6 protein-coding genes are annotated in these 13789 nt (G+C 64.2%); 1 reads left to right on the forward strand and 5 read right to left on the reverse strand.

Translation table 11 applies throughout. From position 1 onward, the window contains the following. Nucleotides 1-110: 110 nt before the first annotated feature. Together E4634_RS07380 and epsA are read right to left on the reverse strand one after the other, a co-directional pair. The gene (locus E4634_RS07380; protein ID WP_135442355.1) at nt 111-1523 is read right to left on the reverse strand and encodes an undecaprenyl-phosphate glucose phosphotransferase; all 1413 of its coding nucleotides are present in this window, start codon (nt 1521-1523) and stop codon (nt 111-113) included. A 5-nt stretch (nt 1524-1528) separates the two neighbouring features. Then, the gene (epsA, locus tag E4634_RS07385) at nt 1529-2335 is read right to left on the reverse strand and encodes an XrtB/PEP-CTERM-associated transcriptional regulator EpsA (RefSeq protein WP_167854810.1); all 807 of its coding nucleotides are present in this window, start codon (nt 2333-2335) and stop codon (nt 1529-1531) included. Nucleotides 2336-3132: 797 nt separating this feature from the next. Here epsA and E4634_RS07390 point away from each other — a divergent pair. Beyond that, complete coding sequence (locus E4634_RS07390) at nt 3133-5517, forward strand: tetratricopeptide repeat protein (protein ID WP_135442358.1); 2385 nt, start codon at nt 3133-3135, stop codon at nt 5515-5517. Between the two features lie 23 nt (nt 5518-5540). On the opposite strand, the gene E4634_RS07395 is transcribed toward E4634_RS07390, so the two are convergent. From E4634_RS07395 to E4634_RS07405, 3 genes are all read right to left on the reverse strand, one after another. Next, nucleotides 5541-6965 (reverse strand): hypothetical protein, encoded by a 1425-nt coding sequence (locus E4634_RS07395; protein WP_135442360.1) that lies wholly within the window; start codon nt 6963-6965, stop codon nt 5541-5543. Continuing rightward, nucleotides 6920-9019 (reverse strand): calcium-binding protein, encoded by a 2100-nt coding sequence (locus E4634_RS07400; protein WP_135442362.1) that lies wholly within the window; start codon nt 9017-9019, stop codon nt 6920-6922. The genes E4634_RS07395 and E4634_RS07400 overlap by 46 nt, the downstream gene beginning before the upstream one ends. A gap of 288 nt (nt 9020-9307) precedes the next feature. Beyond that, complete coding sequence (locus tag E4634_RS07405; RefSeq protein ID WP_167854811.1) at nt 9308-13369, reverse strand: Ig-like domain-containing protein; 4062 nt, start codon at nt 13367-13369, stop codon at nt 9308-9310. Nucleotides 13370-13789 lie beyond the last annotated feature (420 nt).

The following is a 13789-nucleotide window of genomic DNA, read 5'->3' on the forward strand; positions in this document are numbered from 1 at the left end:
GTATACCGCACGCCGACACCCGTAGAGGTGTCTCCAACAGCGTGAATCCAGCTTAGCAGTAGCCCCCCGGCAGACAATGGCCCTCGCGGGCTATTCTCGCAGGGTTATGATTAATAAGCGTTTTTCCCGGTGAATGCGGTGACCGTGCGGAACAGGATGGCGATGTCCAGCCAGATCGACCACTTGTTGATGTACTCGATGTCGGACTGCACGCGCTTGACCATCTGGTTGATGTCGGTGGTCTCGCCGCGAAACCCGCGCACCTGCGCAAGACCGGTGATTCCCGGCTTGATGTGGTGCCGCGCAAAGTAGTCCTGGATGCGCTTCGAGTACTCCTGGTCGTGCTGGATCGCGTGCGGGCGCGGCCCGACCAGGGACATGTCGCCGGTCAGCACATTGAACAGCTGCGGCAGCTCGTCGAGGCTGGTGCGGCGGATGAACGCGCCCACCCGGGTGATCCGCGGGTCGTCGCGCTGCGCCTGGTTGATGGTCTCGCCCTCGGGCTGGTGCACGACCATGCTGCGGAATTTCCAGATCTGGAAATTGCGGCCATTCCAGCCCGCCCGCGCCTGGCGAAAGAACACCGGACCCGGGCTGTCCAGCTTTACTGCCAGGGCCACCGCGGCCAGCACCGGCGCCACCGCCAGCAGCAATAACAGAGCGAGCAGTTTGTCCTCCGCGGACTTCAACAGCAGACGCGTGCCGGTAAGCGGGCTCTCGGACAGGGTGAGCACGGGAATTCCGGCGATCTCGTTGACGCTGTGATTGACCAGGCGCAGCGAGTAGATGTCGGGGATCCAGTGCACCGAGAGGTGGTGTTCCAGCAAGGTGAAGTAGAGATCCTCGAGCACCTTCGACGCGCGCAGCGGGGTCACGATATACACCACGCGCACGTCGTGGGCTTCCACGATGTCCGCCAGTTGCCCGATATCACCGAGCAGCGGCAGCGCCGACGGCTCATCCTCAGCGGCATCTGTCGGCTCGAGGTCGAAGCGCACCGCGCCGACCAGCTTCTGGCCGGTCCACGGGTTGTTGTTGATTTTCGCCGCCAGGTAGTTGGCGAGGTTCCCCTGGCCGATGACCAGGGCGTGATCGAGGTCCTGCCGGCGGCGGAACCAGGCGTGCTGGATCGCGTGGAACAGGGTGTGTAACAACACGTGGGAGAGCAGGCCGGCGACGTACAGTTGCGCGACCAGCAAGCGCGAGAAGGTGTCGCCCTGCCGGGTCGCAAACCCGATGGAGGCGAGCAGGAGGAAACTCAGGCTCCAGGCCTTGAACAGGTCGAAGGTCTTGGCGGTGAAGCTGGTGTTGCTGCGGTAGATCGCCATGTAGTCGTAGACGATGGCGAGAATGACCAGCAGCAACAGCAGTAACAACAGGTATTCGCGGGTAATGACCCCGACATGCAGGTAGATCAGCCACCAGCTGATACCGATCACGGCCAGGCCATCGATACCGGCCTGCACCGTGCCAGACAACCCGTCCCTGCGCCGCAGTACGGACCTGCCACTCGTTGTGATCATGGGGATTAGGGGTAGCTGACGCCGCCCTGCATGAATACGCGCACCGCCTGGGACCGGGCGGTCACCCCCATCTTGTTGAAGATCCGCTTCAGGTGGTTCTTGACCGTGTTGCGGCTGATACCGAGGATGGTACCGATCTCCTCGTTGGACTTGCCCTGGCTGACCCAGTTGATGACCTCGATCTCCCGGCTGCTGAGCAGACCGGCCCAGGCCTCCGGCGAGCGCTCCACCGCGTCACCGTTCTGCGGCAGGCACTTGACCCGGCGCAGTGCGGAATCGAGCTGTGGCATCAGCAGGTCGAGGATGGATTCGTCGGGACGCCAGTCGCGGTCCTGGATGTTGAAGATGTACAGGCAATCCAGGCCCTCGCGCTCGTCGCGCAGAAGGTAGGTGAGCACCTTTTCGGTCTCCAGCATCAATTTGCCGAAGGCGGGAAAGCTCTGGCTGATGTCCGCCCACTCGGCGGAACGGCTGTCGAATTCCTTGAGCAGCAGCCAGTTTTGCTCGCTCTCGGTCAGCGCCCGGCGCAGGCGCTGCAGCCCGCGCTCGACGCTGTCGAGTTCCTGCACGGCACGCGTGTTCACCCCGTTGATGACCGAGGCGATGTCGTAGCTGACACTGCGCGTGGAAAAATCCCCCCAGGCCGCCATCAGCGTGTGATGCGGAATGAATGGCGTGATGTCATTCTGCAGCCAGCGATAAAAGTCCTGGTGGCTGCGTATCGAGGTCGCGGCACCGAGCGTGGCGATCAATCGCTCCTGGAACCGTTGGCCCGGCGGTGACTGCGGCGCCTCGCGGCGCCAGTTCTGCATGACGTGCGCACTCGGCGTTCGGGCACGTTTCGCGCTATGGGCTTCTATCCTCTCCATGATCGATTCTCCCTCCCTACTCCCTGTTCATCGGTTTGCTCGGGACGCTGGCCCGCCGCGGCGTAAGCGCGCGGCAGGTCCATCGGATCCCCCCCCAGGGTGACATTGCCACCCGAATGGACACAGCTTACCGATTGCAAAGTCATGATGTGCATTACAGCCTCTTCCCCCGAAGAGCCTCGCGGCGCACCATTTTGGAGCATTTCGGGAAAAATCCTTGTTCTCCCGCAGTTTTCTCCGGTGCGACGGCGGTGACGGTGTGCAATCTCATGCACACCCCTGCACTGCAGCAAAAATCATACCCAAACACGCCTACAGCATTGTGACGCTTATATGACACTCCGCTGTACCCCTCCCCCGCAGGGGGGGGCACTACAAGCCCTTGATGACGCCCGGTACAGGACGCTCCGCCCGCCGCCCGCTGCCGGCCAAACCCCCGCCGCGAGGGGTATATCCGGGCTAAAACCGGCGTATTTTGCTGGTTTTTTGCGTCAGGCTGTGTACCTTAGGCAGGGCCTCGGCAAGCGGCGCCGGACCACGGCCGGATTCGACGACAGCGCTCTCCGCGGCCGAGGTGGGGCGGTTATTCCTGCGCGAAAAACGCGAACCGGATCACAATCCGCGGCACGCGCAGGTCGGGGGCCCGGGTGCCCGTCATCCGGGATTCGTCCTGTCGCGCCCACTCCGGGGCCGCTGAACGCACCAAATTGAAACTGTAATTCCTTACCAGGCTGGCCAACATGCTCCGTGTAATACTCTCCCTCACCCTGTGCCTGCTGCTGGCGGCCTGCTCCTCGCCGCAGGAAAAAGCGCGCGAGTTCCTGCAGCGCGCCCAGCAACTGGCCGCGGCGGGCAACCTGGTGGAGGCGAAACTGGAATACCGCAACGCCCTGCAACTCGACCAGGGCCTCGCCGCGGCGTGGTACGGCCTGGCGCAGATCGCGCGCGGGGAGTCGAACTGGCCGGAGACCTTCGCCTACCTGGAAAAGGCCATCGCCGCCGACCCCGCATACCTCGAGGCGCACATCGACAAAACCCGCATCCTGGTCAGCGCCGAGCAGTGGGAACCGGCGCTGCAGGCCAGCGCCACCGCGCAGCAACTGGCGCCGGAGGACCCGCGCGTACTCGCGCTGCGCGCGGCCATCATGTATTCCCTGGGCGACCGCGAACTCGCCGTGGAACTCGCCCGCGGCGCCCTGGGCTTCGACCCCGGCAATGTCGATGCCCACGTGGTGCTGGCGACCGAGCGCCTGAACGACGGCGACCCGCAAGCGGCACTGGCCCAACTGGAGCAGGGACGGCGCCACACACCGGACAGCGTGGCGCTACAGCTGATTACCGTGGAAGTGCTCGACCGCCTGGACCGGGCCGACGACGCCGAGCAGGTGCTGCGCGAACTGATCGCACAGCACCCGGAGTCCAGCGCCTTCCAGCTAATATTGGCGCGCTTTTACCTCAACCAGTTTCGCGACGACGACGCCGAGCGCATTTTCCGCGACATCGTGAGCGCGGCCCCCACCAGCCTCAAGGCCCGGGTCGACCTGGTCCAGTTCATCCGCAGCACCCGCGGTGACGCGGCGGCGCTCGCGGAACTGCGCCAGATGATCGACGCCGACCCGGCAACCGGCGAACTGCGCTTCCTGCTGGCGCGCCTGCAGTATTCCGCGGGCGACCACGAGGGCGCGACCAGGACCCTGCGCGGCATCGCCGCAGACGCCGGCAGCAAGGATGAACGGCTGCGCGCCAAGGGCCTGCTCGCCATCGCCCTGGTCGAGGGCGGCGAGCCCGGGGCGGGCCAGGCCCTGGTCGAGGAGGTGCTCGCCGAAGACCCGCGCAACGAGCAGGCGCTGATCATCCTCGCCTCGCGGCAGATCGACCAGCGCAAACTCAGCGAGGCGATCAGCAACCTGCGCACCATTCTCAAGGACTCCCCGGATTCGGCGCGCGCCATGCTGCTGCTGGGCCGCGCGCACGAGATGGCGGGGGCTAAGGACCTCGCGGAGGATCGCTACGTCGAGGCCTTCCGCGCCGGCAAGCAGTCGCCGGAGTTCGGCCTGCCACTGGCGCAGTTCCTGTCCCGCACACAGCAGCCGCAGCGCGCTGAACAGGTGCTGGAGGAGATCCTGCTGACGCACCCGGCACACCTGGACACCCTGGTTATGCTGGCCCGGGCCAGGCTGGCCAGCGGCGACCTCGCCGGCGCCCAGGGCATCGCCCAGCAGATCCGCACCCTGGAGGGCGCCGAAGCCCAGAGCAACCAGATTGAGGGCGCGCTGTACGCTGCGCGGCAGGACTTCGAGCAGAGCATCAACGCGTTCAAGCGCGCCTATGCCACCTCGCCGTCACCGCAGCGCCCGATGCTGTCGCTGGTGCGTACCTATCTCAGCGCCGGCCGGCCCGACCAGGCCCACGAGTTCCTCGACTCGGTGCTGGCGGCCAGCGAGAACAACGTCGCCGCGCGACTGCTCAAGGGGCAGCTCTACTTCAGCCAGGGCGAGGATGCCGCCGCCAGCGAGCAGTTCGAACGCGTGCTCGCCGGCGATGCGGGCAATGTGCCCGCGCACCAGTTCCTGGCCCGGGTGTACCAGCGCAACGGCGACCCGGCCAAGGCGCTGGCCACATTGGACCAGGGCCTGCAGCGCAACCCGGGCAACTTCAGCCTGCGACTGACGCAGGCCGGGATTCTCGAAGAGCAGCGCGATTACGACGCGGCAATCGGCGTCTATGAACAACTGCTGGCGGAACAGCCCGCCGCCGACGTGGTGGCCAACAACCTGGCCAGCCTGCTCGCCGAACACAGGGACGACCCGCAGAGCCTGGCCCGTGCGCACGAGATCGCCCAGCGCTTTCGCAATACCACGATCCCGCACTTTCGCGACACGCTGGCCTGGACCTATTTCCGCCTCGGCGAGGCGGGCTCGGCCCGCGCGCCCCTGGAGCAGGCGGTGCGCGACATACCGGGCAAGCCGCTGTTCCGCTACCACCTCGCCCGCGTCTACCTGGCGCTGGGGGAGACCGCCGCCGCACAGCGCGAACTCGAGCAGGCCCGTGCACAGGCGGCGGACACCGAACCGCTCCTGCTGCAACAGGTTGACGCGGCGCTGCAGCAGCTAGAGCAGGAATAAATAACGCGGGCGACGCAGCCGTCTCAGTCGCGCGGCTGGCCGGCATCCACCGCTACGGGGGCAGCCGGCGTCCCCCCTTCCCCGGCCAGCACCGCACTGGCCGCGCCGAGCAGGCCGCCAATAATGAACCACTGCGGACTGGCCAGCGAGGCGTTGGGAATCTGGTCGATCATGATTATGCCGGTAAGCAGCACGAAACCGGCCATTGGCCACCCCTGCGCCGAGTCTGCGGGGAGTAGTCGCGCCGCGCGGTGACCGCGGTAGACAGCGAGAAACATGATCGAGTACAGGGCCAGGAAGCCGACAAAGCCGTACTGCCCAAGGGTAATGATCCAGTTGCCGTCGGTCACCGAATCCGACAGGCGGTTGCGGCCCCAGCCACCCCAGCCGAAAAAGAACTTTTCGCGAGCACGGTCCAGCAACAAGCCCTCCTGGTCGAAGCGAAACAACAGGGAACGGCCGCGCGAGGCGTCAGTGCCGATGATCCAGTCCGCAAGCGCCTGCTTTGGAAACAGCTTGAACAGTGACAGCAGCGGGTACAGCAACACAATCCAGGACAATCCCATTCCGACCAGGCTGGCCGCCCGCGTAGACTCGCGGCTGAGCAGCAACACCGCCAGCAAACCGAGAGTCACCGCGCCCAGCGACTTGGTCACCAACAGCACGCAGCACAGGTATGCCAGGGTGATGCCCGCGGGCAGCACCAGGGCCCGCGTGCGGGTTTTCCACAGCACGGTGGCCGCCGCGGCGACCAGCGCATAGAAGATGGCGACCAACAACCCGTGGCCGAGGAAAACCATCGGACGGTAGCCGCCGTACCTGACCTGCTGGCCGAACTCGTGCGGGAAGAAGCCGTACACCCAGGTATGCAACTGCGGGCTGAGGCGCACTTCCAGCAGCGCCGGCAGGGAGTAGAACAGCCCCGCGATGACCAGCAGCCGCAGGACCTGCATCTGGTCCTGCGCGCCGCGCACCAACATCAACCCGAGCAGGAAAGGTGTCAGGTAGAGAAACTGGTTGACCATGGCGGAAAACGCATCGTGCAGGGTCAGCCCCGGAATGAACTGTCCGTCCATGATCACCGGTTCGGCGTTGTTGCTGACGGTCACCAGTGGCGTCAACAGCACCACCAGGAACAGCAGGCGCACCTTGCCCGGTGGCGGCATCAGGCGGACCTTCTGCCGCGCGATCACCGCGACGCCAAACAGGGCGGAGAGCGCACCCATGGATTCCTTGTTGAACGGGGGCACCAGCGGAAAATCAATGGCCACGCCCACTGGCAGCAGCAGGTAGGCGCCGAACAGGGTAAAGACTGTGGCGGTCAGCACGTCGTTGTGCAGGTAGACAAAAATCGCCACCACCGGCCAGGCCAGCAGGGCGATGTGGGCGAACTCGTTGCCCATCAGCGGCCCGCGTGCGCCGGACCGGCCGCGTCGCAATCCGCGCATGCCAGCAAGCCTGCGCACGGCGGCTCGGCCTGCGGCGCGGACGCCCGGGATACCGCTGTCGCGTCCAGTGCGCAGCGGCTGGCATCCGCGAACTGCAACAGTTCGGCGGCGAACAGGTAGTCGCGCCCGCCGGGGCCGGAAACCAGGTAGCCCTCCCCGGCGCGGCTGAGCCGATAGGCGGGGGGGTCGCCCGCCAATACGACGACATCCTCGCCCTCGCCGCCGTTAATACCGTCGTCGCCGGGACCGGGCAGCAACACATCGTCGCCTCCCCCGCCGAGCAGATAGTCCTCGGCCGCAGTGCCCACCAGGGTTTCTGCAGCATCAGAGCCGGACACCACTGCACCGTGCTGGAAGTGGCTGCCCGCACGTGACTCCCACCAGGCCGGGGTTTCACGGTTTAACTGGTCGAGCAGCCGGGCCCGCGGCGGGTTGTCGCGCGGATTGACGCGCAGGCCCCAGGAACCGTACTGGCTCGGCGGCCCTGACTCGACGAACTGCATGAAACTGCCCTGCCCCAGCGCGGCCCAGGCATCCCACACCCGCTGGTAGAGGTCGGCCATTTCCTGGCTGCGCACGAACTCAAGCATTAAATTGTTATAGCGCTCATCCTTGGTCGCACCGCCCTCGGCGTGGTGGTGGTGCTGTCCGCCCTCGTAGAGCACCAGGCGCAGTCCCGCCTTGTTCGCCAGCGCCTTTTGCGCCCGCAGCTTATCGATCATCACGGGTATCGAGAGCGCGGTATCGGGGTCCAGCAGGTTGTCGCGCATACGCGGGAAGGCCTGCTCGTGCGGCATGGCCAGCAACTGATCGCGCAATTGCGCGTTCTGGCTGAGCTGCCCGCCAAAATACGTGGTGACCGCGAAGGCATCGAAGGTACTCGCCGGATCGCGCCAGTTGTCCGGGTCCAGCCTGCGCCACAGGTCGGCGCTGATCAGGATATTGGACAACCAGGTATTGACGGCCTGCCCCGCCAGCACCTTGACCAGGCGCTTGTCGGCCTGCTCGCCGAATACGCCGTCCCAGATGCGCATCACCTGGCTGGCGCGCATGGTGTAGTAGACGCCGACCTGGCCGTTGCCCCACAGCGCCTTGCCCGCGTCGACCAGCTGGTGTGTCTGCTGGAACTGCCAGTTCCATGTCTCGTTGGAAAACTCTACGTACGCCTGCAGCCGGGGATCGAGGTTATCGCGCACGTAGCTTGCGAATTCCTCGACAAGGGCGTCGCTGGCCAGGTGCGGGATATTGAACCAGGGGTCAGCGCCGATCTCGTTGGCCAGCCTTACCTGCACCTCGATCGGCACCTGCCCGAACCAGGTGTAATAAGCGGGATCAACGCGATCATCGGGCTCGGCCAACGGGGAATTGTTGGTCCCCATCCAGTCCATAAAACGCACCAGGCGGGCATCGGCAACCAGTTCGAGCCAGTCCGGATTGAAGATCGCACCGGCCCGGTACAGCGCCAGCTGCGACTCGCGCACAATGCGGATATCGCGCAGGTGGTCGCTGGGATCGACCGACACGATATCGAACCACCAGTTGCCCGGGTAGGGAGCAATATCGAACACAATGCGCCCGGGTTCGCGCGCAACCACCTCGGCGTTGGCAATCTCGATACTGCCGCTGCCGGCGTAGAGCATCACATAGCGGCCCGCGCGTACATCCGGCAAACCCAGGCCGGTATCCGACCAGGCGAACACGCCCGAGACCTTGGCGATGCCCGGTGGCATCCTGGTCAGCCAGCCGTGCTCGTCGAGGAATCCGCCCTCGCGCATCTGCGCTGCGGTCAGGCCGCCCCAGCGACCGCGTACATGCCCGAGCCACGGCCGCATGGACTTGACCAGGTCGATAAAAGGAAGCACCGCATTCCAGTCCGCGACGCCATTGAGACCAAAGGCGAGACTCGGATCGTCCAGCCCCTGCAGTTCACGCAACGCCAGCGGCATATCGAGTTGCTGCGCAGTGGCTGGAGCGGTTTGCGGACTCGCGGCCAGCGCTGGCGACACGCCGATGGCCAGCAGTGACAACGTGATCAGAAGCCGCAGGACAACCAAGAATTCTCTCCCCGTGATCGCAGGCACGCTGCAGGTGACATGGCGCTCATCGCGCTTTCCAGCGCTGTATGCCGGCCGGCAACGGCGCATAGGTGACTCGCCGGTATACTCGCACGATTCAAGGACAGCTGAAAACCGGGGCGCCGGCGACTGGCCCAGCCGGGCCATGAAACGCGAAAGCGTCGCTGGCGGCGCAGACCCCGTGCCCTCGGTCGCGCCAAAAACAAAGAGCCCGGCACAGGGGCCGGGCTAAATACACGGAGATAAAACTGTTGCTGGTGGGCTGTCTCAGATCCCCATGCCGTCGGAGCGATCCAGCTGTTGCAGGAACCGGATCAACTTGCGACGGCGCTTGTCACCAAGGGTATTCACCACCGTATGCACCTCGGCCAGGGCCTCGGCTTCCTCGGTGCTGATGGTGATGTCGTCGATCAACACCGTGTCCTGGTTGCTGGCCGGGGCCAGCTCAAAGGTCAGGGTATTGGCGCCCCGGTCCAACTGCACCGCAAAGATGGTTTCCTCGAAGGCCACATCGACACCCTGCATGGTGGGCAGCGGGCGCAGCGAGTTGCTGTACTGACGCGAGTTGACCGACAGGTTCAGCAGGGAATCCTTGCTCGATGAACCGTAGCGCACACGAATGTAGGCGGTGCGATTGTCGAAGGACGAATCGGTAGAGACACGCACATAGCCGTTGTCGCCCAGGCGCACACCGGCGCCACGGCGCAGGTAGGAGAACCCGTCTGGCTCGAACACCGAGGCGCCACCGCCGAGCGAGGCATCCTCCGCCTGTACCACGTCGCCACCCACGGTGTAGAAGATGTCTTCAATCGAGTCCGCGCTGCCGTCGTGCATGTACGGCTCGGTGTTGAACAGGCCCGGCAGGGAGGGCGTCATGATGCCAGGCAGCGGACCGCCCAGGCGCATGCCGGAGTACTCGCGCAGGGTGCCGACATCGTGCATGGCGCCGTCGGTGTACATCGAGCCGGAGTGACAGCTGTCGCAACCGAGTTTCTCGAACAGCTGCTGGCCCTTCTTACCCTGGGACGTCATCGAGGTGGCCGACTTGCGATAGGGGCTGCGATCCAGCTTGCTCGCATCCAGACTGGTAACGTAGGCGGCCAGCGCATCGAGATCGGCACTGTAGCCCGCTTTCGAGGCACCCAGGGACGCCGCGGTGGAGGCAAACGCCTGGTCGCCCATCAGGCCGCGGCCGAGGAAGCGGTTGCGGATATCCAGCTCGAAATCCTGGACCTCATCGAAGTTGCCGGACCAGTGCAGGTTGCCGTGCAGGTTGCCGGCGGTACCGTTGAGCGAGATGTTGTTGCGCAGGCCTTCACCGCGGCCGGTAAAGTCATACACCCGCCCGTCCTGGCCGCCACTTTCGTGACAGGTGGCGCAGCTGATATAACCCTCGGCGCTCATGCGGCCGGTGACCTCGCCCTCCTCGTCGAGACCGTATGAGGCGTTGTAGAAAATCTGCTTGCCCTTGAGCACCTGTGCGCTGAGAACCTCGCTCTCCACGGTGCCGACGGTCAACTTGTCGGGGTTGACCACATTACCGTTGAGCAGGTTGGCGACATCCACCATCGTGACACTGCGCCCGGTGAAGTTTTTCGCCAGCAGTTGCTTGGAGGCGTAGTCGAGCAACAGCCCCTGCGGCGCGAGGCCAGTGGTGATCTTGCTCACCGAGGAGCCCAGCGCCCCGGTCTCGGGATTGCGGTCGAACACGCTGACCTGGTTGTTGCCCTGCATGGCGACGAACAGGTAGCCGCCGTTGGGAGCAATCGCCAGTGCCGAGGGCGAATCGCCATTGTCGAAGTCCACCCGGCCGGCGGGGATTTCCGCACCGGCGGCGAGATCGATTTTGGCGGCGAAGGTACGCACGGTGTTGTCCTCGTCGAGGTCCTCGTTGCCGTAGATCAGGCCGCGCGAGGTGTTGTCCTTCTTGCCCACCACGTAGGCGTAGCGATCCTCCGGGTCGATGATGATCGCGGCCAGGTAGTTGGGCACGCCGCGCCCGTTGTCCACTGCGTCCGGCACCAGGTTTTCACCGAGACGTATTTTTTTATTCAGGGTCATGTCGCTGGTTTTGATATCCCAGACCAGGCCCCAGTTGCGGTTGGAGATATAGCGGGTCGCCAGCAGCCGGCTGCCGTCGCCGGTGAGCGCCAGCGCGCGCACGCTCGGCATGCGGTCCAGTTCGCCAACCACGTTGCGGCTGTTGGTATCGATCTTGACGACCTTGCCCGCTGACGCCAGGGCGATGTAGGCATAGCGGCCGCTGCGGTCGATGACAATGCCCTGGGGCGCGGCGCCGTAGCCGAGGTTGATTCGCTGGGCGACGTTGCCCTGCTCATCGACCACCGCGACCGAGTCCTCGTCGTGCAGGGTGACCCAGGCGTAGCCGGCGCCATCGGTGGCCACCGAGCGCGGGTTGGCGCCGATGTAGTACTCGCCAACCACTTGCTGCAGGCCGATGTCCAGTTTGGCGATAGTGCCGTTGTCCGGGTTGACCGCCCAGGCGCTGAAACCGTCTCGGGTGAGCGCCATCTGTGTACTCAGCAGCGGCTGCTCGGTCGCCTCGGGGATGCTGGAGACGGAAAAATTCACCGATGCGGTGCTGGTCGCACCATCGGGGTCGCGGACCTGGGCAGTCAGGGTATAGGCACCCGGCTCCGCGTAGGTAAAGGACATCGTGCTGCTCGCCGACCAGGGGCTGTAGCTCTCCCCGTCGGCGGAGCGGAAGCGGAATTGCAGCGAGTCGCCATCCGCGTCGGTGGCCTGGGCAATCGCGGTTGCCTGCTCCCCGACCAGCAATCCCTGGGCGGGTGACACCGCCAGGCTCTGCATGACCGGGGCGGAGTTGCTGGTCTCGTCGAGGGTACCGCCGGTGGAGAACTGGAAGCTGTACTCCTCCATCGCATTGTGCACGGCGTCCTCGATGCCGACCAGCACCACCTCGTAGGTGGTATCCGGCTTGAGGTTCTGTAGCGGGTTGATGGTCAGCATACCGACGTGGGAGAGCAGGTAGTCGATCTCGACCTGGGCGCCCCCGACCTCGCGTACGATGATGTTTTCACCCACTACGATTTTCTCGGAACGCACGCTCTCCGGGATCATAACGCTGATCGGCGCCATCACCGGGTAATTGGTCTGCCCCTGCGTCGGAATGTGGTAGGCGGCGAACGGCGGACGGTTGTCGGGCGCTGCCTGGTGAGCCCACACCCCGAGACCACCGGTGCTGATCCCCTTGCCCTGCAGTACCCAGTTGTTGCCGCCGCCAGTGAGCAGCAGGTTGCCGATCGGACGGCTCGACTGGCTGGTCTCGATGCCCGCGGTCAACTCGTTGAAGATCTCAGAGACTTCACAGGTCTCGACGTTGACTTTCAACTGCTCGGCGAACACATATTCGTCCTGGAAGCCCATGTACATGGGGTCGTTCACCCCGCCACTGAGTTCGGACAGGCCATTGGCCGGATCGTTGTAGAGGACTTCGCAATGCAGCTTCAGGTTGGTCGGATCGGAGAAATCGACGATCTGGATGCCCGGATTATCGCCGCGGCGGGCGAATACCATGTAGTGGCCGTAGATATCGCTCCAGTAACCGCCCAGTCCATACTCCACGTCGACCAGTTGTGAGGAACCGTTGACCCACACAGATTTCTTGATGGTCGGGTGTACCGCGGGCAGGTTGAACACGTCCAGCAGCACGGGATTGTAGGGGTCGCTCACGTCGTAGGTCGCGATACCCGAGCGCGACTGGTCCGAGGCGTAGATGAGCAGGTTGCCCATGAAATTGGGGAAGCCGATGACGCCGGTCAGGCCCAGGTGGTTCCAGGTCGCCGTGGTCTGGCCGTCCAGGGAGAGCCAGGCGTTGCCCTGCACGTCGCCGTAGCTCCACCACATTTGCGCCGACCATGGCCAGTACACGCCGCTGCGATTCCAGTGCGGGAGGGGACCGGACCAGGGTACATGCGACAGGGAGCCGTCAGCCTCCAGGCGAATGGCGTTGTTGGGGTAGCCGCCGATGTAGATCTCGTTGCCGCGCTTGTAGGTGGTGTGCGCGTTGCCCGGGTGCTGGGTCTCGCCGAAGGTGGCCACGGTCACAGGATTCGCCGGATTGGAAATATCCAGGGCACGCACCAGGTAGTCGGCACCCGGGGGCGAAGAGGGTATCTCCGGTATCGCAATCACGTAGTCGCCCATGATATCCGTAATCGCAAGGCGACCCAGTTGCGGATGCGACTTGGTGATCAGTTCGCCGGGAGTCTGCGACTGGTTGGGAAAATCGGCCTGGGCAGCGACGCTGATAGCCAGGGTACAAAGTAAACCGAGTGAACGTTTCATATCAAACCTGATCGGGATAGCGTTTCGTTCTTCAACTCTGGCGGATCTCACTGCTGTCGCAGCCGTACCACACCGCCCCTTTGCAAAAAAGGCTAACATCGAAAATTTGTGAGCGTCGTGGAAATACTCGAGAAAAGTCGAGTTTTCTACGACCGCGAAAGCACGAAAAAATTTCGAGGAAAATCGCTACCTTTGACCAACTGATTGAATCTTTTCAGAAAAAAAATTTTTATGGCGGAGAGAAAACCTGGGGTTATAAGCCATATTCCAAAAAATGATCACTCGGTCACATATTTCACGACTGTGACACCGGGAAAAAGCCACGAACGCGCACACGCAACAATTGATTCCCTGCCGTATTTTAGAGGTTATTGGGTGAAAGTATTTGGCAGTGAGAAAGCCTCAGCCAGGGAGCGCTGC

This window comes from Mangrovimicrobium sediminis (assembly GCF_004745945.1).
In the GTDB taxonomy this organism is placed as follows: Bacteria; Pseudomonadota; Gammaproteobacteria; order Pseudomonadales; family Halieaceae; genus Mangrovimicrobium; species Mangrovimicrobium sediminis.